Source organism: Pseudomonas sp. MF6751 (assembly GCF_016613265.1).
GTDB lineage: Bacteria > Pseudomonadota > Gammaproteobacteria > Pseudomonadales > Pseudomonadaceae > Aquipseudomonas > Aquipseudomonas fluorescens_BV.
This window is the reverse complement of sequence record NZ_JAENSV010000003.1, coordinates 1-18,342: the sequence shown is the minus strand read 5'-3', so window position 1 is coordinate 18,342 and position 18,342 is coordinate 1. Positions and strand designations below refer to the sequence as shown.

At 61.3% G+C, this 18,342-nt stretch carries 16 protein-coding genes; all 16 read left to right on the top strand.

Going from position 1 to position 18,342, the window contains the following annotated elements:
- The first annotated feature begins 216 nt into the window (after positions 1-216).
- The 16 genes from mraZ to lpxC all read left to right on the top strand — a co-directional run bounded on the left by mraZ (position 217) and on the right by lpxC (position 18,031).
- The gene (gene mraZ / locus JJD66_RS03500) at positions 217-672 is read left to right on the top strand and encodes a division/cell wall cluster transcriptional repressor MraZ (RefSeq protein WP_004371993.1); all 456 of its coding nucleotides are present in this window, start codon (positions 217-219) and stop codon (positions 670-672) included.
- Entirely contained in the window at positions 669-1,616 is a 948-nt protein-coding gene (gene rsmH / locus JJD66_RS03495; protein ID WP_003188661.1) for a 16S rRNA (cytosine(1402)-N(4))-methyltransferase RsmH, read from the top strand. Before mraZ ends, rsmH begins: the two co-directional genes overlap by 4 nt.
- Complete coding sequence (ftsL, locus tag JJD66_RS03490; RefSeq protein WP_200647588.1) at positions 1,613-1,906, top strand: cell division protein FtsL; 294 nt, start codon at positions 1,613-1,615, stop codon at positions 1,904-1,906. Before rsmH ends, ftsL begins: the two co-directional genes overlap by 4 nt.
- Positions 1,906-3,648, top strand: coding sequence for a peptidoglycan D,D-transpeptidase FtsI family protein (locus JJD66_RS03485; RefSeq protein ID WP_019816949.1), 1,743 nt, complete (start codon positions 1,906-1,908; stop codon positions 3,646-3,648). The genes ftsL and JJD66_RS03485 overlap by 1 nt, the downstream gene beginning before the upstream one ends.
- Entirely contained in the window at positions 3,648-5,111 is a 1,464-nt protein-coding gene (locus JJD66_RS03480) for a UDP-N-acetylmuramoyl-L-alanyl-D-glutamate--2,6-diaminopimelate ligase (protein WP_200647587.1), read from the top strand. Before JJD66_RS03485 ends, JJD66_RS03480 begins: the two co-directional genes overlap by 1 nt.
- Entirely contained in the window at positions 5,104-6,474 is a 1,371-nt protein-coding gene (locus JJD66_RS03475; protein ID WP_200647586.1) for a UDP-N-acetylmuramoyl-tripeptide--D-alanyl-D-alanine ligase, read from the top strand. The genes JJD66_RS03480 and JJD66_RS03475 overlap by 8 nt, the downstream gene beginning before the upstream one ends.
- Positions 6,474-7,556, top strand: coding sequence for a phospho-N-acetylmuramoyl-pentapeptide-transferase (mraY, locus tag JJD66_RS03470; protein ID WP_003188670.1), 1,083 nt, complete (start codon positions 6,474-6,476; stop codon positions 7,554-7,556). Before JJD66_RS03475 ends, mraY begins: the two co-directional genes overlap by 1 nt.
- Positions 7,557-7,562: 6 nt before the next feature.
- Positions 7,563-8,909, top strand: coding sequence for a UDP-N-acetylmuramoyl-L-alanine--D-glutamate ligase (murD, locus tag JJD66_RS03465; protein ID WP_034126339.1), 1,347 nt, complete (start codon positions 7,563-7,565; stop codon positions 8,907-8,909).
- Entirely contained in the window at positions 8,906-10,129 is a 1,224-nt protein-coding gene (ftsW, locus tag JJD66_RS03460) for a putative lipid II flippase FtsW (RefSeq protein WP_003188673.1), read from the top strand. The genes murD and ftsW overlap by 4 nt, the downstream gene beginning before the upstream one ends.
- Positions 10,119-11,189, top strand: a complete 1,071-nt coding sequence (gene murG / locus JJD66_RS03455) for an undecaprenyldiphospho-muramoylpentapeptide beta-N-acetylglucosaminyltransferase (protein ID WP_003188675.1) — start codon at positions 10,119-10,121, stop codon at positions 11,187-11,189. Before ftsW ends, murG begins: the two co-directional genes overlap by 11 nt.
- Positions 11,182-12,630, top strand: a complete 1,449-nt coding sequence (murC, locus tag JJD66_RS03450; protein ID WP_003188677.1) for a UDP-N-acetylmuramate--L-alanine ligase — start codon at positions 11,182-11,184, stop codon at positions 12,628-12,630. Before murG ends, murC begins: the two co-directional genes overlap by 8 nt.
- On the top strand, positions 12,627-13,583 hold the full coding sequence (locus JJD66_RS03445; RefSeq protein ID WP_014716974.1) for a D-alanine--D-alanine ligase: 957 nt from the start codon (positions 12,627-12,629) through the stop codon (positions 13,581-13,583). Before murC ends, JJD66_RS03445 begins: the two co-directional genes overlap by 4 nt.
- Positions 13,584-13,587: 4 nt before the next feature.
- Positions 13,588-14,457 (top strand): cell division protein FtsQ/DivIB, encoded by an 870-nt coding sequence (locus JJD66_RS03440; RefSeq protein ID WP_105225802.1) that lies wholly within the window; start codon positions 13,588-13,590, stop codon positions 14,455-14,457.
- Between the two features lie 15 nt (positions 14,458-14,472).
- Positions 14,473-15,735: a cell division protein FtsA gene (gene ftsA, locus JJD66_RS03435; RefSeq protein WP_003188682.1), complete on the top strand. Its 1,263-nt coding sequence runs from the start codon at positions 14,473-14,475 to the stop codon at positions 15,733-15,735.
- Positions 15,736-15,810: 75 nt separating this feature from the next.
- Positions 15,811-17,007, top strand: a complete 1,197-nt coding sequence (gene ftsZ, locus JJD66_RS03430; protein ID WP_003188685.1) for a cell division protein FtsZ — start codon at positions 15,811-15,813, stop codon at positions 17,005-17,007.
- A 112-nt stretch (positions 17,008-17,119) separates the two neighbouring features.
- A complete protein-coding gene (gene lpxC, locus JJD66_RS03425; RefSeq protein WP_003171886.1) occupies positions 17,120-18,031 on the top strand; it encodes a UDP-3-O-acyl-N-acetylglucosamine deacetylase in 912 nt (303 codons plus the stop codon).
- Positions 18,032-18,342: the final 311 nt, after the last annotated feature.

The window sequence follows — 18,342 nt, the reverse complement described above, 5'->3', positions numbered from 1 at the left end:
GCTCTCTGAGCTATTTGCCATTGTTGAGTCAAAAACATCGCCAAACTCTCGTTTCTCCTCCTTTTGCACTCCTAAATCTCCGTTCTGTAAGGCTTTTCCTTGAATACGCGCCTTGACGGTGTGGTGGGCGCATTCCTATAGTGTGCGCAAGTGGCGGAAAGTGGCACAAAGTGGGTTTTTTGAACGTAAAACGCTAAAATTTGGAGAAACGCATCTGTGTTTCGCGGAGCTAACGCTATCAGTCTCGATGCAAAAGGCCGTCTCGCCATGCCGAGCCGGTATCGTGACGAGCTCATTTCGCGAAGTTCAGGGCAGTTAATCATCACGATTGACGCCGTTGACCCCTGTTTATGTGTTTACCCCCTCGACGAGTGGGAGTTGATTGAAACCAAGTTGCGCGCGCTGCCTTCATTGCGTGAAGAAAACCGCCGCCTCCAGCGTTTGCTGATCGGTAATGCCGTCGACCTTGAGCTCGATGGCAGCGGTCGTTTCCTGGTGCCGCCGCGACTGCGCGAGTACGCCAGGCTCGACAAGCGCGCAATGCTGGTAGGCCAACTGAACAAGTTCCAATTGTGGGACGAAGATGCCTGGGATGCTGTGTCTGCAGCGGACCTGGCTGCTATTCAACAACCGGGCGCCATGCCTGATGAACTGCGTGATTTGATCCTGTGACTATTGATAGCGGCTTTAACCACATCACCGTACTGCTTGACGAAGCCGTTGAGGCTCTCGCCGTACGTGCCGATGGCTGCTATGTCGATGGCACATTCGGCAGGGGCGGGCATAGCCGGTTGATACTCAGCCAGCTCGGGTCCGACGGCAAACTCCTCGGGTTCGACAAAGACCCTCAAGCGATTGCCACCGGGCAAGCGCTAGCGGCCGAAGACGGCCGCTTTGTCGTTGTGCAGCGCAGCTTTGCCGAGCTGGGTGCCGAAGTTGCCGAGCGCGGTATGGCGGGCAAGGTGGCCGGGGTTCTGCTCGACCTGGGCGTGTCTTCGCCACAGCTCGACGACCCGGAGCGCGGCTTCAGCTTCATGAACGACGGCCCCCTCGATATGCGTATGGATCCCACTCGTGGGGTCAGTGCCGCACAATTCATCGCCACCGCGCCGGTAGAAGAAATCGCCCGTGTGTTCAAGGAATACGGTGAAGAGCGCTTCGCCGGTCGAATGGCGCGTGCCGTGGTCGAGCGCCGCGAAATCCAGCCGTTTGAACGCACCGCTGACCTGGCCGAAGTGCTGAAGGTCGCCAACCCTGCCTGGGAAAAAGGCAAGAACCCGGCCACCCGCGCATTCCAAGGGTTGCGCATTCACGTTAATAACGAATTGGGCGATCTGGAAGCCGGCCTCGAAGCCGCTCTGGATGCTTTGGAAGTGGGCGGTCGCCTGGTGGTGATCAGCTTCCACTCCCTGGAAGACCGCATCGTCAAACTCTTCATGCGTCGTCTGGTAAAGGGCGAGTCCGATAACCTGCCGCGTAACCTGCCGGTGCGTTTCGAAGCCTTCGTGCCGAAAATCAAAATCCATGGCAAAGCGCAGTTCGCTTCCGAAGCCGAACTCAAGGCCAACCCACGTTCCCGTAGCGCCGTCATGCGTGTTGCGGAGAAATTGCGGTGAGCAAGCTTTTCGCCAAGCCCCTCCCGGGCGGCAGCTTCTTTATGTTGCTGCTGTTTGTCGGCGTGCTGGTGTCCGCGATTGCGGTGTCCTACAGCTCCCACTGGAACCGTCAGTTGCTCAATACCCTTTACGGGGAATTGAGCGTGCGCGACAAAGCCCAGGCAGAATGGGGCCGGTTGATTCTTGAGCAAAGCACCTGGACGGCCCACAGCCGTATCGAAGTGCTGGCTACCGAACAGTTGAAGATGCACATCCCAGGCGCGGCTGAAGTTCGCATGGTGGCGCCATGATGAAACTCGAAGGGGCACTCTACCCATGGCGCTTCCGCCTGATGCTGGGCTTGCTGGCATTGATGGTGGGCGCGATCGTCTGGCGCATCTTCGACCTTCAGGTCGTCGACCGCGACTTCCTGATCGGCCAGGGTGATGCCCGCAGCCTGCGGCACATCCCGATTCCTGCGCACCGTGGCCTGATCACCGACCGTAACGGCGAGCCTCTGGCCGTCAGTACCCCGGTGACCACCCTGTGGGCCAACGCCAAAGAGCTGCAAGTTGCCAAGGACAAGTGGCCTGAACTGGCCGCTGCCCTCGGGCAGGACCGCAAGGCCCTGACCGAACGCCTGGAAGCCCAGGCCAATAAAGAATTCATCTACCTGGTTCGCGGGCTTACCCCTGAGCAAGGCCAGCAAGTGCTCGATCTCAAAATCCCCGGCGTCTACGGCATCGAGGAATTTCGGCGTTTCTACCCGGCCGGTGAAACCACCGCGCACATGGTGGGTTTCACCGACATCGATGACCACGGCCGCGAAGGGGTCGAACTGGCCTATGACGAATGGCTGGCTGGGGTTCCGGGCAAGCGTCAGGTCATCAAGGATCGGCGCGGCAGGCTGATCAAGGACGTCCAGGTCACCAAGAACGCCAAGGCTGGCAAGCCCTTGGCGTTGTCGATTGACCTGCGCCTGCAATACCTGGCCAACCGCGAACTGCGTAACGCGATCATCGAGAACGGCGCCAAGGCCGGCAGCCTGGTGATTATGGATGTGAAGACTGGCGAGATCCTCGCCATGGTCAACCAGCCGACCTACAACCCGAACAACCGTCGCAACCTGCAGCCGGCGATGATGCGTAACCGCGCGATGATCGACGTGTTCGAGCCCGGTTCCACCATGAAAGCCATCTCCATGAGTGCTGCCCTGGAAACCGGCCGCTGGAAACCCAGCGACAAGGTCGAGGTTTACCCAGGCACCTTGCAGTTGGGCAAGTACACCATTCGTGACGTGTCCCGCACCGAGGGGCCAGTGCTGGACCTGACCGGCATCCTGATCAACTCCAGTAACGTCGGCATGAGCAAGGTTGCTTTCGATATCGGCGGCGAGACCATCTATCACCTGGCGCAAAAGATCGGCCTGGGGCAACCCACCGGCCTCGACTTCCCGGGCGAGCGGGTCGGTAACCTGCCGAACTACCGCGAGTGGAGAAAAGCCGAGACTGCCACGCTTTCCTATGGCTACGGCCTGTCGGTGACCGCCATCCAGTTGGCCCACGCGTTCTCGGTATTGGCCAATAATGGCCGTATGGTTCCGCTGAGCCTGATCCACGTCGACGAAGCGCCAAAAGCCACCCAAGTGATCCCGGAAAACGTCGCCAAGACCATGCAAGGCATGCTGCAACAAGTGATCGAGGCACCGCGTGGCGTATTCCGCGCCCAGGTGCCGGCGTACCACGTTGCTGGCAAGTCCGGTACGGCGCGTAAGACCTCGGTGGGCACCAAGGGCTATGCCGAAAACTCCTACCGTTCGCTGTTCGCCGGCTTCGGCCCGATGAGCGACCCTCGCTACGCCATCGTCGTGGTCATCGACGAGCCTAGTAAAGCCGGCTACTTCGGTGGCCTGGTTTCGGCGCCGGTGTTCAGCAAAGTGATGTCCGGCACCCTGCGCTTGATGAATATCACGCCGGACAACCTGCCGCCGACGCAACAAGCCAACGCTGGTCCACCGGCTGCCGCTGTCAAAGCCAATGGAGGGCGCGGCTGATGTCTCTTAGCCTGAACAAGATTTTTGCCCATGCCGGCCACGATCTGCTGATTCGTGAGCTGACCCTGGATAGCCGTAATGTACGCGCCGGTGACCTGTTCCTGGCGGTACCTGGCGGCAAGCTCGATGGCCGTGCGCATATTGCCGATGCCCTGCAGCGCGGTGCGGCTGCGGTCGCGTATGAAGTGGAAGGCGCCACCGTGCTGCCGATCACCGATGTGCCGTTGATTCCGGTCAAGGGCCTGGCAGCGCAGTTGTCCGACATCGCCGGGCGTTTCTACGGTGACCCGAGCCGCCAACTCAACCTGGTGGGCGTGACTGGCACCAACGGCAAGACCAGTGTGACCCAGTTGGTTGCCCAGGCTTTGGACCTGCTGGGTCAGCACTGCGGCATCGTCGGCACCCTGGGTACCGGTTTCTATGGCGCGCTGCAAAGCGGCTTGCACACCACGCCAAACCCGATTGCCGTACAAGCGACCCTGGCCGACCTGAAAAAGGCCGGCGCCAAGGCGGTAGCCATGGAAGTGTCTTCTCATGGCCTGGACCAAGGGCGTGTCACCGCACTGGCTTTTGACGTGGCCGTGATGACCAACCTGTCCCGCGATCACCTCGACTACCACGGCACCATGGAGGCGTACGCCGCCGCCAAGGCTAAGCTGTTTGCCTGGAATGACCTGAAGTGCCGGGTGGTCAACCTCGACGACGCATTCGGCCGCCAACTGGCGGGCGAAGGGAGCGACGCGCGCCTGATCAGCTATAGCCTGCAAGATGCCAGTGCCTACCTGTACTGCCGCGAAGCCCAATTCAATGATGAAGGCGTGCGCGCCACGTTGGTGACGCCGCAGGGCGAGCACCACTTGCGCAGCACCTTGCTCGGGCGGTTCAACCTGAGCAACGTGCTCGCCGCTATCGGTGCACTGCTGGGCCTGGATTACGCCCTGGATGAAATCCTGCGGGTATTGCCGAAGCTGGAAGGCCCGGCCGGTCGCATGCAGCGCCTGGGTGGCGGCACGCAACCGTTGGTGGTGGTCGATTACGCCCACACCCCGGATGCCCTGGAAAAAGTCCTCGAAGCCCTGCGCCCACATGCCAAAGGCAAACTGCTTTGCCTGTTCGGTTGCGGCGGTGATCGCGATCGTGGCAAGCGCCCGTTGATGGCCGAAATTGTCGAGCGCTTGGCCGATGGCGTACTCGTCACCGACGACAACCCGCGCAGCGAACACCCGAGCCAGATTTTCGACGACATCCGTGTCGGTTTCAAAGACGCCTCCAAGGTCACGTTTGTGGCTGGTCGCGGCGCCGCCATTGCCCAACTGATCGCCAGTGCCGGCGCGGACGACGTAGTGGTGCTCGCGGGTAAAGGCCACGAGGACTATCAGGAAATCAACGGTGAACGCCATGCCTTCTCCGATCTGGTCGAGGCGGATCAGGCCCTGACCGCCTGGGAGGTCGCCCATGCTTAAGGCGATGACGTTCAGCGAACTGGCCCAGGCCCTGTCGGCCCGTGTGCTGTCGAGCGACTGCACATTCACCGGCGTCAGCATCGACAGTCGTAACATCCAGCCGGGGCAGCTGTTTGTCGCCCTGGCCGGCCCGCGTTTCGATGGTCACGACTACCTCAACGACGTTGCCGCCAAAGGTGCCGTCGGTGCCTTGGTGCAGCGTGAAGTGGCCGATTCTGCCTTGCCGCAATTGCTGGTAGCCGACACCCGCCTGGCCCTGGGCCAACTGGGTGCGCTTAACCGTGCCGCTTTTGATAAGCCGGTGGCGGCCATTACTGGTTCCAGCGGCAAGACTACGGTCAAGGAACTGCTTGCCGGCGTCTTGCGTACGCGCGGGCCGGTACTCGCGACCCGTGGCAACCTGAACAATGATTTCGGCGCACCGCTGACCCTGCTCGAACTGGCCCCGGAACACACGGCGGCAGTGATTGAACTGGGGGCTTCGCGCATCGGCGAAATCGCCTACACCGTGGCGCTGACCCAGCCTCACGTGGCGATCATCAACAACGCCGGTACCGCTCATGTCGGTGAGTTCGGCGGCCCGGAAAAAATCGTCGAAGCCAAGGGCGAAATTCTTGAGGGGCTCGACGCCTCGGGCGCTGCGGTACTGAACCTGGATGACAAGGCCTTCGAGACCTGGCGTGTACGCGCCGCCGGTCGCAAGGTCCTGACGTTTGCAGTGCTGAATGCCGCAGCCGATTTCCACGCCTCCAACATCAATGTCGATGCCCGTGGCTGCCCGTCCTTCACTTTGCACACCCCGCAAGGTGATGAGCACGTGCAGTTGAACCTGCTGGGCAACCACAACGTCGCCAACGCCTTGGCCGCCGCCGCTGCCGCCCATGCCCTGGGTGTGTCGCTGTTCGGTATTGCCACCGGCCTGGGCGCGGTGCAGCCGGTGAAGGGCCGCACCGTGGCGCAACTGGCTGGCAACGGCATGCGCGTGATTGATGACACTTACAACGCCAACCCGTCTTCCATCAATGCCGCTGTGGACCTGCTCAAAGGTTTTGATGGGCGCAAGGTACTGGTGCTGGGCGATATCGGTGAATTGGGCGATTGGGCTGAACAAGGCCACCGTGAAGTCGGCGCCTATGCCGCCGGCAAAGTGGACGCGCTCTACGCCGTTGGCACAAACATGGCCCATGCGGTCAACGCTTTCGGCCCTGGCGCGCGGCATTTCGCGAGCCAGGCCGAGCTGATCCAGGCGTTGACGGCGGCTGAACATGACAAACACACAACCATTTTGATCAAGGGATCGCGCAGCGCGGTGATGGAAAACGTCGTCGCAGCCTTGTGTGGCTCAAGTACGGAGAAACATTAATGCTGCTGCTGCTGGCTGAGTATCTGCAACAGTTCCACAAAGGCTTCGCGGTCTTCCAGTACCTGACCCTGCGCGGGATCCTGGGTGTGCTGACCGCGCTGTCTTTGTCACTGTTCCTGGGGCCGTGGATGATCCGCACCCTGCAGAACCTGCAAATTGGTCAATCGGTTCGTAACGACGGCCCGCAGTCGCACCTGTCCAAGTCCGGCACGCCGACCATGGGCGGTGCGCTGATCCTGTCGTCCATCGGCGTCAGTACCTTGCTGTGGGCCGATCTGCATAACCGCTACGTGTGGGTGGTGTTGTTGGTGACCCTGCTGTTCGGTGCCATCGGCTGGGTGGATGACTACCGCAAAGTGATCGAGAAAAACTCCAAGGGGCTGCCAAGCCGCTGGAAGTATTTCTGGCAGTCGGTGTTCGGCCTGGCTGCTGCGATCTTCCTGTACACCACCGCGCCAAGTGCCGTGGAAACCACCTTGATCATCCCGATGCTCAAGGATGTGAGCATTCCTCTGGGTGTCGGCTTCGTGGTGCTGACCTATTTCGTGATCGTCGGCTCCAGCAACGCGGTGAACCTGACCGACGGCCTCGACGGCCTGGCGATCATGCCGACGGTGATGGTGGGCGGTGCGCTCGGCATCTTTTGCTACCTCTCGGGTAACGTGAAATTCGCTGAATACCTGCTGATTCCCTATGTACCGGGCGCCGGTGAGTTGATCGTGTTCTGCGGCGCCTTGATCGGTGCCGGCCTGGGGTTCCTGTGGTTCAACACCTACCCGGCACAAGTCTTCATGGGCGACGTCGGCGCATTGGCGCTGGGCGCCGCCCTGGGCACCATCGCGGTGATCGTTCGCCAGGAAATCGTGCTGTTCATCATGGGCGGTGTGTTCGTGATGGAAACCCTGTCGGTGGTCATCCAGGTGGCGTCCTTCAAGTTGACCGGGCGCCGCGTGTTCCGCATGGCGCCAATTCACCACCACTTTGAACTCAAGGGCTGGCCTGAGCCACGCGTGATTGTCCGCTTCTGGATCATCACCGTGATTCTGGTACTAGTCGGCCTTGCCACCCTGAAACTGAGGTAGAAACGAGTGTCCCTGATCGCTTCAGACCACTTCCGCATCGTTGTCGGCCTCGGCAAGAGCGGCATGTCCCTGGTTCGCTTCCTGGCGAACCGGGGCACGTCGTTTGCCGTGGCCGATACGCGGGAAAATCCACCGGAGCTGGTCACGCTGCGCCGTGACTACCCGCACGTGGAAGTGCGTTGTGGCGAGCTGGATGTCGAGTTTCTGTGCCGTGCCGACGAGCTCTACGTGAGCCCGGGCCTGGCCCTGGCGACACCGGCCCTGCAAGCGGCTGCGGCCCGTGGCGTGAAGCTGTCTGGCGATATCGACCTGTTCGCACGCAACGCGAAGGCGCCGATCGTGGCCATCAGCGGTTCCAACGCCAAAAGCACCGTCACCACCCTGGTCGGCGAGATGGCCGCGGCGGCGGGCAAGCGTGTGGCCGTCGGCGGCAATCTTGGCGTGCCGGCGCTGGACCTGCTCAGCGACGACGTCGAGCTGTATGTGATGGAGTTGTCGAGCTTCCAGCTGGAAACCACCCACGACCTCGGCGCTGAAGTGGCGACGGTATTGAACGTCAGTGAAGACCATATGGACCGCTACAGCGGCCTGCCGGCTTATCACCTGGCCAAGCACCGGATCTTCCGGGGCGCCAGGCAATTTGTCGTTAACCGCCAGGATGCCCTGAGCCGTCCGCTGATGGGCGAGGGCATGCCCTGCTGGACCTTCGGCTTGGGCAAACCGGACTTCAAAGGCTTCGGCATTCGTGAAGAGAACGGCGAGAAGTACCTGGCGTTCGAATTCCAGAACCTGATGCCGGTACGCGAACTGAAAATCCGTGGCGCACACAACCAGTCCAATGCCCTGGCGGCCTTGGCGCTCGGTCACGCAGTTGGCCTGCCATTCGACGCCATGCTCGCGAGCCTGCGCACGTTTGCCGGGCTTGAGCATCGCTGCCAGTGGGTGCGCGACCTCAATGACGTCAGCTATTACAACGACTCCAAAGCCACCAACGTCGGTGCAGCCCTGGCGGCCATCGAAGGCCTGGGTGCCGATATCGACGGCAAGCTGGTGCTGATCGCCGGTGGTGATGGCAAGGGCGCCGACTTCAAGGACCTTAAAGCGCCAGTGGCCGCCCATTGCCGCGCCGTGGTGCTGATGGGCCGCGATTCGGACCTGATCGCCGCCGCCCTCGGTGACGCTGTACCGCAAGTACGCGCAGCTTCCCTGGACGATGCCATTGCCCAGAGCAAAGCCCTGGCCCAGCCTGGCGATGCGGTGTTGCTGTCGCCCGCGTGCGCCAGCTTCGACATGTTCAAGAACTATGAAGAGCGCGGCCAACTGTTCGCCCGCGCCGTGGAGGCTTTGGCATGAGCCTCAACCTGAGAAACATCATCAAGCCATACCCGTCGCCGATCATTACCGGGCGCGGCATTGACCTTGATTTCCCTATGCTCGCCGGTTGCCTGGCGCTGCTCGGCCTGGGCCTGGTGATGATCACTTCGGCGTCCTCCGAAGTGGCTGCCGTGCAGTCGGGCAACACGCTGTACATGATGATCCGCCACCTGGTGTACCTGGTGATCGGCCTGGGCGCCTGCATCGTCACCATGATGATTCCGATTGCCACCTGGCAGCGCCTGGGTTGGCTGATGCTGATCGGTGCGTTCGGCTTGCTGGTCATGGTGATCGTCCCGGGCATTGGCCGCGAGGTGAACGGTTCGATGCGCTGGATCGGCTTCGGCGCGTTCAACGTGCAGCCTTCGGAAATCGCCAAGGTGTTCGTGGTGATCTACCTCGCCGGTTACCTGGTGCGCCGTCAGAAAGAAGTACGCGAAAGCTGGATGGGCTTCTTCAAGCCGTTCATCGTGCTGCTGCCCATGGCTGGTCTGCTGCTGATGGAGCCCGACTTCGGGGCCACGGTCGTGATGATGGGCGCCGCCGCCGCGATGCTCTTCCTGGGTGGTGTCGGGCTGTTCCGCTTCACCTTGATGGTGGTGCTGGCGGTGGCGGCCGTGACCATCCTGGTGCAGGCGCAACCCTACCGAATGGCGCGTCTGATTACTTTTACCGACCCCTGGTCCGACCAGTTCGGCTCCGGCTACCAGTTGACCCAGGCGCTGATTGCCTTCGGTCGCGGCGAGTGGCTGGGTGTGGGCCTGGGCAACAGTGTGCAGAAGCAGTTCTACCTCCCGGAAGCCCACACCGACTTTGTGTTCTCGGTATTGGCCGAAGAGTTGGGTGTGGTGGGCTCGCTGTGCACCGTGGCACTGTTTGTATTCGTCTGTGTGCGCGCCATGTACATCGGCTTGTGGGCCGAGAAGGCCAAGCAGTTCTTCGCCGCCTACGTTGCCTATGGGTTGGCCTTCCTGTGGATCGGCCAGTTCCTGATCAACATCGGTGTGAACGTCGGCCTGCTGCCGACCAAGGGCCTGACCTTGCCGTTCCTCAGTTACGGCGGCAGCTCGTTGGTGATTTGCTGCGCCTGTCTCGGGTTGTTGCTGCGTATCGAGTGGGAGAGTCGCACCCATCTGGGCAGCGAAGAGATGGAGTTCAGCGAGAGCGACTTCGCCGAGGAGCCGACTCATGGGCGCTAACGTGCTGATCATGGCGGGCGGTACCGGGGGGCATGTGTTCCCGGCCCTGGCCTGCGCCCGTGAATTCCAGAACCGTGGCTACACCGTGCACTGGCTGGGTACGCCCCGTGGCATCGAAAACGAATTGGTGCCCAATGCCGGTTTGCCGCTGCATTTGATCAACGTCACCGGGTTGCGCGGCAAGAGCAAGTTGTCATTGCTCAAGGCGCCGTTCGTGTTGCTCAAGGCGGTCATGCAGGCGCGCAAGATCATTCGCGAGTTGAAGCCGGTGTGTGTGCTCGGCTTTGGCGGTTATGTGACAGGCCCTGGTGGCGTTGCGGCGAAACTTGCGGGCGTGCCGGTGATCGTCCATGAACAGAACGCCGTCGCCGGTACTGCCAACCGCCTGCTGGTGCCATTGGCTGCGCGGGTGTGTGAAGCCTTTCCGAAAACCTTCGCCGCCTCCGACAAGCTTCGCACCACCGGTAACCCGGTGCGTACCGAGCTGTTCATGGCCATTGCGCGTGACGCGCTGGCGGGGCGCAAGGCTCACCTGCTGATCCTGGGCGGAAGCCTGGGCGCCGAGCCGCTGAATAAATTGCTGCCTGAAGCCGTTGCGCAACTTCCTGAGGATGTGCGCCCGGAGATCTTCCACCAGGCCGGCAAGAACCACGATGAAGTCACCGCCGCGCGTTATCGCGAGGCCGGTGTAGAGGCCAATGTACAGCCCTTCATCAAAGACATGGCCCAAGCCTATGGCTGGGCCGACCTGGTGGTCTGCCGCGCTGGTGCGCTGACCGTCAGTGAACTGGCGGCCGCCGGTCTGCCGTCCTTGCTGGTGCCTTTGCCCCACGCCATCGACGATCACCAGACCCGCAACGCCGAATATTTGGCCGGGGAGGGCGCTGCCTTCCTGCTGCCGCAAAGAACGACTGGCGCCGCCGATTTGGCCGCACGCCTGACCGAGGTTTTGATGCAACCGGAACGACTCAACAGCATGGCGAGCACCGCAAGCCGCCTGGCCAAACCTGACGCAACCCGCACCGTGGTCGATATCTGCCTGGAGGTGGCCCATGGTTGAGAATCAGAAAGCCATGCCGCAACCCGAGATGCGCCGCATCCGCCGTATTCACTTCGTCGGTATCGGTGGCGTGGGCATGTGCGGGATTGCCGAAGTGTTGCTGAACCTGGGCTACCAGGTGTCCGGCTCGGACTTGAAAGAGTCGCCGGTCACCGAGCGCCTGAAGTCCTTTGGCGCACAGATCTTCATCGGCCACCGTGCCGAGAACGCCGCCGAAGCTGACGTGCTGGTGGTGTCCAGCGCCGTGAACACGTCCAACCCGGAAGTGGCCACCGCCCTTGAGCGCCGTATCCCTGTGGTACCGCGTGCCGAGATGCTTGCCGAGCTGATGCGCTATCGCCACGGCATCGCCGTGGCCGGTACCCATGGCAAGACCACCACCACCAGCCTGATCGCCTCGGTGTTCGCCGCCGGTGGCCTGGACCCGACCTTCGTCATCGGTGGCCGCCTGAATGCAGCTGGCACCAATGCCCAGCTGGGCACCAGTCGCTACCTGATCGCCGAAGCCGATGAAAGTGACGCGAGCTTCCTGCACTTGCAACCGCTGGTCGCCGTCGTCACCAACATCGACGAAGACCATATGGCGACCTACGACGGCGACTTCAACAAGTTGAAGAAAACCTTCGTCGACTTCCTGCACAACCTGCCGTTCTACGGGTTGGCGGTGGTGTGCCTGGACGATCCGGTGGTGCGTGAAATCCTGCCCCAGGTCAAACGCCCTACCGTGACCTACGGCTTCAGCGAAGACGCCGACGTGCGCGCAATCAATGTGCGCCAGGAAGGCATGCAAACCTTCTTCACCGTGCTGCGCCCCGATCGCGAGCCGCTGGACGTGTCGGTGAACATGCCGGGCAACCACAACGTGCTGAACTCTTTGGCGACCATCTGCATTGCCACCGATGAAGGCGTCAGCGATGAAGCCATCGTCGAGGGCCTGTCGCGCTTTGCCGGTGTGGGCCGTCGCTTCCAGGTCTACGGCCAACTGCCGGTCGAAGGCGGTGACGTGATGCTGGTGGACGACTACGGCCACCACCCGACCGAAGTTGCGGCCGTTATCAAGGCCGTACGCGGTGGTTGGCCGGAGCGCCGGCTGGTGATGGTGTACCAGCCGCACCGCTACAGCCGCACCCGCGACCTGTACGACGACTTCGTCAATGTACTGGCCGATGCCAACGTGCTGCTGCTGATGGAAGTCTACCCGGCCGGTGAAGAACCGATCCCGGGCGCTGACAGCCGCAAGCTGTGCAACAGCATCCGCCAGCGCGGCCAGTTGGACCCGATCTACATCGAGCGTGGCGTGGACCTGGCGCCTATCGTCAAGCCGCTGCTGCGTGCCGGTGACATCCTGCTGTGCCAGGGCGCCGGTGATATCGGTGGCCTTGCGCCCAAATTGCTGGCGAGCCCGCTGTTTGCAGCCGCCGCCAAGGGGAAGTCGAAATGACCACTGATTACGGCTCCCTGTTTTCCACCCTTGCGCCTGCCGACTTCGGTCGCGTGGCCGTGTTGTTCGGCGGCAAGAGCGCCGAGCGCGAAGTGTCGCTCAAGTCCGGCAATGCGGTGCTTGAGGCGCTGCAAAGTGCTGGCGTGAACGCGTTCGGTATCGATGTGGGCGATGACTTCCTTGCCCGCCTGCAGGCCGAGAAGATCGACCGTGCCTTTCTCATTCTTCACGGCCGCGGCGGTGAAGACGGCAGCATGCAGGGCCTGCTCGAATGCGCCGGCATCCCTTACACCGGCAGCGGCATCCTCGCGTCGGCCTTGGCGATGGACAAGTTGCGCACCAAGCAGGTGTGGCACAGCCTGGGCATTCCGACCCCACGTCACGCCGTACTGTGCAGTGAAGACGATTGTATTTCTGCGGCCAAGGAACTGGGCCTGCCTTTGATCGTCAAACCAGCCCATGAAGGCTCCAGTATCGGCATGGCCAAAGTGAACTCGGCCGCCGAATTGATCGACGCATGGAAAGCGGCAAGTACCTACGATTCGCAAGTGTTGGTGGAACAGTGGATTTCCGGTCCCGAGTACACCATCGCCACCCTGCGTGGCCAGGTATTGCCGCCCATCGCTTTGGGCACGCCCCACACCTTTTATGACTACGACGCCAAGTACCTGGCTTCCGATACTCAGTACCGGATCCCGTGTGGGCTCGAAGCAACCAAGGAACAGGAATTGATGGACCTCACGGCGAAAGCCTGTGAGGCGCTGGGTATCGCCGGTTGGGCGCGGGCAGACGTGATGCAGGATGACCAAGGGAATTTCTGGTTCCTTGAAGTCAACACCGCACCGGGCATGACTGATCACAGCCTGGTTCCCATGGCTGCCCGTGCCGCCGGTCTGGATTTCCAGCAGTTAGTACTGGCGATCCTGGCCGACAGCATTGAGCCAAGAGGCTAAAGACATGAACGGCGCATCGCTTCGTCATCAGCCCCCACAAGCACCGAGCCGCAAGCCGGTGCCACGGGGTGCAAGCCGAATGGTGGCTAAAGAGCCGATGTCGGCGCGCCTGCCAAAAGCCAACTTTGGTTTTATCAAGGCGCTGTTCTGGCCGGTGCTGCTGGTGGTGCTGGGCTTTGGCACGTACGAAGGCGCGCAGCGTCTGTTGCCGTATGCCGACCGGCCGATCACCAAGATCAGCGTGCAGGGCGACTTGAGCTACATCAGCCAGCAAGCGGTACAGCAGCGCATCGGCCCATACCTGGCGGCGAGCTTCTTTACCATCGACCTGGCTGGCATGCGCTCGGAGCTGGAACAGATGCCGTGGATCGCCCACGCCGAAGTTCGCCGGGTATGGCCGGACCAGGTCACGATCCGCCTGGAAGAACAACTGCCCGTGGCCCGTTGGGGCGATGGAGCGCTGTTGAACAACCAGGGCCAGGCGTTCACCCCGCGTGAGCTGGCCAACTATGAACACCTGCCGCAGCTGTTCGGGCCGCAGCGGGCGCAGCAGCAAGTGATGCAGCAGTACCAGGCCTTGAGCCAGATGCTGCGGCCATTGGGCTTCTCCATTGCACGCCTGGAATTGCGTGAGCGGGGCAGCTGGTTTTTGACGACCGGGGCAGGCAGTTCCGGCCCGGGCATCGAGTTGTTGCTGGGACGCGACCGCTTGGTGGAAAAGATGCGCCGCTTTATTGCCATCTATGAAAAAACCTTGAAAGAACAGATTACGAACATTGCGAGCGTCGACCTGCGTTACGCCAACGGCCTGGCCGTCGGCTGGCGTACACCGGCTGCGCCCACGGCAGCACAACCCGCTGTCGCGAAGAATTAAGAAGAGGCAGGACCCATGGCAAACGTGCAAAGCGGCAAAATGATCGTCGGTCTCGATATCGGCACCTCCAAGGTGGTGGCGCTGGTGGGCGAGGTCGGGGAAGACGGCGCGATCGAAATCGTCGGTATTGGCACGCATCCGTCCCGGGGCCTGAAGAAGGGCGTGGTGGTGAACATCGAGTCCACTGTGCAGTCGATCCAGCGCGCTATCGAAGAAGCGCAGCTGATGGCCGGTTGCCGGATTCACTCGGCGTTCGTCGGCGTGGCTGGCAACCACATCCGCAGCCTGAACTCCCACGGCATCGTGGCGATCCGCGACCGTGAAGTCAGCTCGGCCGACCTTGAGCGCGTCCTCGACGCTGCCCAGGCCGTGGCGATCCCGGCGGACCAGCGCGTGCTGCACACCCTGCCGCAGGACTACGTGATCGACAACCAGGAAGGCGTGCGCGAGCCCCTGGGCATGTCGGGCGTTCGCCTGGAAGCCAAGGTCCACGTGGTGACCTGCGCCGTCAACGCCGCACAGAACATTGAAAAATGCGTGCGTCGCTGCGGCCTGGAAATCGACGACATCATTCTCGAGCAGTTGGCCTCGGCCTACTCGGTCCTGACTGACGACGAAAAAGAACTGGGCGTGTGCCTGGTGGACATCGGCGGCGGCACCACCGACATCGCGATCTTCACCGAGGGTGCGATCCGTCACACCGCCGTGATCCCGATTGCCGGCGACCAGGTCACCAACGACATCGCCATGGCGCTGCGCACACCGACCCAGTACGCCGAAGAAATCAAGATCCGCTACGCCTGCGCCCTGGCCAAGCTGGCCGGTGCCGGCGAGACCATCAAGGTGCCAAGTGTGGGCGACCGTCCACCTCGCGAGCTGTCGCGCCAGGCCCTGGCCGAAGTAGTCGAGCCACGCTACGACGAGCTGTTCACCCTGATCCAGGCTGAACTGCGCCGCAGCGGCTACGAAGATTTGATCCCGGCTGGCATCGTGTTGACCGGTGGCACCTCGAAGATGGAAGGCGCGGTCGAACTGGCCGAAGAGATCTTCCACATGCCGGTGCGCCTGGGCGTGCCTCATGGCGTCAAAGGCCTGGGCGACGTGGTACGTAACCCGATTTATTCCACCGGTGTGGGCTTGCTGTTGTACGGGCTGCAAAAGCAGACCGACGGCATTTCCCTGTCGGGCCCGAGCATCCGTGACAGCTACCGCAGCGACGACGAGGCGAAAGCGCCGTTGTTCGAGCGGCTGCAGGCTTGGGTAAAAGGCAATTTCTAAAGATTTACCGCGACACCGCAGCACCCGCAATAAGCAGTAGGCGAAAAAACTAGAGAAAATGAAAGGAGAGGGAACATGTTCGAACTCGTAGACAACATCCCCGCTAGCCCGGTTATCAAAGTAATCGGTGTCGGCGGTGGCGGCGGCAACGCTGTCAACCACATGGTCAAGAGCAACATTGAAGGCGTTGAGTTCATCTGCGCCAACACTGATGCCCAGGCGCTCAAAAGCATCGGCGCGCGGACCATCCTGCAATTGGGCACCGCGGTGACCAAAGGCCTCGGCGCTGGCGCCAATCCGGAAGTCGGCCGTCAAGCCGCCCTGGAAGACCGCGAGCGTATTGCCGAAGTGCTGCAAGGCACCAACATGGTGTTCATCACCACTGGCATGGGCGGCGGTACCGGTACCGGTGCTGCACCGATCATTGCCGAAGTGGCCAAGGAAATGGGGATTCTGACCGTTGCTGTCGTGACGCGTCCGTTCCCGTTCGAAGGCCGCAAGCGCATGCAGATCGCCGACGAAGGTATCCGTCTGCTGTCTGAAAGCGTCGACTCGTTGATCACCATCCCCAACGAGAAACTGCTGACCATCCTGGGCAAGGATGCCAGCCTGCTGTCCGCGTTCGCCAAGGCTGACGATGTACTGGCCGGTGCCGTTCGCGGTATCTCCGACATCATCAAGCGCCCAGGCATGATCAACGTCGACTTTGCCGACGTACGTACTGTGATGAGCGAAATGGGCATGGCGATGATGGGCACTGGCTGCGCCAGCGGTCCGAACCGTGCACGCGAAGCCACCGAAGCGGCCATCCGCAACCCGTTGCTCGAAGACGTGAACCTGCAAGGTGCACGCGGCATCCTGGTGAACATCACCGCCGGTCCTGACCTATCCCTGGGTGAGTACTCCGACGTGGGTAGCATCATCGAAGCCTTCGCGTCCGAGCACGCCATGGTCAAAGTCGGTACCGTTATTGATCCGGACATGCGCGATGAGCTGCATGTAACCGTGGTTGCTACCGGCCTGGGTGCAAAAATCGAGAAGCCTGTGAAGGTCATCGACAACACCCTGCACACCAGCCAGGCCAGCCAGGCAGCTGCCGCTCCAGCCCCTGCTCGCCAGGAACTGCCGTCGGTCAACTACCGTGACCTGGACCGTCCGACCGTGATGCGCAACCAGGCTCAGGCCGGTGCTGCGGCGTCCCGTAGCCCGAATCCGCAAGATGACCTGGACTACCTGGACATCCCGGCATTCCTGCGTCGTCAGGCCGATTAATGGAATGTATCAGGGCTATGAAGGTGATTGGTGTTCAGCAAAGGTCTGGTCTGCTATTATCGCCAGCCTTTGTTGATACCAGTTCGCAATTTGCGCTGAAGCGGTCCAAGCCATGATTAAACAACGCACCCTGAAGAATATTATTCGTGCCACAGGTGTAGGTCTGCACTCCGGGGAGAAGGTATACCTGACCCTCAAGCCTGCACCTGTCGACACCGGCATCGTGTTTGTGCGTGCCGACCTGGACCCTGTGGTGCAGATTCCTGCTCGCGCGGAAAACGTTGGCGAAACCACTATGTCGACCACATTGGTCAACGGTGACGTCAAAGTGGACACGGTGGAGCACTTGCTCTCGGCCATGGCTGGCCTGGGCATCGATAACGCCTACGTCGAGCTCTCCGCGTCCGAAGTCCCGATCATGGATGGCAGCGCTGGCCCCTTCGTATTCTTGATTCAATCTGCCGGCCTGGAAGAACAGGACGCAGCCAAGAAGTTCATTCGCATTCTGCGGGAAGTGACAGTAGAAGACGGCGACAAGCGCGCCACCTTCGTCCCGTTCGAAGGCTTTAAAGTGAGCTTTGAGATCGATTTCGATCACCCGGTATTCCGTGACCGCACCCAAAGTGCAAGCGTGGATTTTTCCAGCACTTCGTTCGTAAAAGAAGTCAGCCGCGCCCGTACCTTTGGTTTCATGAGTGACATCGAGTACCTGCGCAAGCACAACCTCGCACTCGGCGGCAGCGTGGAAAACGCCATTGTGGTCGACGCGGATGGTGTACTGAACGAAGACGGCCTTCGCTACGAAGACGAATTCGTGAAGCACAAGATCCTCGATGCAATCGGTGACCTCTACCTGCTGGGCAATAGCCTGATAGGCGAGTTCAAAGGCTTCAAGTCGGGCCACGCCCTTAACAACCAGCTGCTGCGCAAGTTGATTGAGCAGACAGACGCTTGGGAAGTCGTGACCTTCGAAGATGCCAGCACCGCACCGATCTCTTACATGCGTCCCGTTGCGGCGGTGTAAGTAACAACTCTCTTTCTTTAGTTTTGAAAGGCTGCCTTCGGGTGGCCTTTTTTTATGCCTGACGAATATCCAAATGTGGGAGCTGGCTTGCCTGCGATAGCGGCCTGCCAGTTAGCTTATAGGTAGCTGACCCACCGCCATCGCAGCATAGGTATCTACATAACTCTGTTAGCTCAACGGTAATCACGATGCGAAGCGAGCCGCTCTTGATCTTGATCTGCTTTTGATCTTAGGCGCCCCGTTAAACCACGCTGGCCGGAATTCGACAGGGATTTGGGGGGTAAACCGGCAGGGATGCCGGTTTAGCCGCC

Coding starts and splice junctions, on each gene's coding strand:
- JJD66_RS03485 (WP_019816949.1), top strand. CDS start 1,906: ATGAAACTCGAAGGGGCACTCTACCCATGGCGCTTCCGCCTGATGCTG.
- JJD66_RS03480 (WP_200647587.1), top strand. CDS start 3,648: ATGTCTCTTAGCCTGAACAAGATTTTTGCCCATGCCGGCCACGATCTG.
- JJD66_RS03445 (WP_014716974.1), top strand. CDS start 12,627: ATGACCACTGATTACGGCTCCCTGTTTTCCACCCTTGCGCCTGCCGAC.
- murC (WP_003188677.1), top strand. CDS start 11,182: ATGGTTGAGAATCAGAAAGCCATGCCGCAACCCGAGATGCGCCGCATC.
- murG (WP_003188675.1), top strand. CDS start 10,119: ATGGGCGCTAACGTGCTGATCATGGCGGGCGGTACCGGGGGGCATGTG.
- ftsA (WP_003188682.1), top strand. CDS start 14,473: ATGGCAAACGTGCAAAGCGGCAAAATGATCGTCGGTCTCGATATCGGC.
- ftsZ (WP_003188685.1), top strand. CDS start 15,811: ATGTTCGAACTCGTAGACAACATCCCCGCTAGCCCGGTTATCAAAGTA.
- JJD66_RS03475 (WP_200647586.1), top strand. CDS start 5,104: ATGCTTAAGGCGATGACGTTCAGCGAACTGGCCCAGGCCCTGTCGGCC.
- lpxC (WP_003171886.1), top strand. CDS start 17,120: ATGATTAAACAACGCACCCTGAAGAATATTATTCGTGCCACAGGTGTA.
- mraY (WP_003188670.1), top strand. CDS start 6,474: ATGCTGCTGCTGCTGGCTGAGTATCTGCAACAGTTCCACAAAGGCTTC.
- ftsW (WP_003188673.1), top strand. CDS start 8,906: ATGAGCCTCAACCTGAGAAACATCATCAAGCCATACCCGTCGCCGATC.
- JJD66_RS03440 (WP_105225802.1), top strand. CDS start 13,588: ATGAACGGCGCATCGCTTCGTCATCAGCCCCCACAAGCACCGAGCCGC.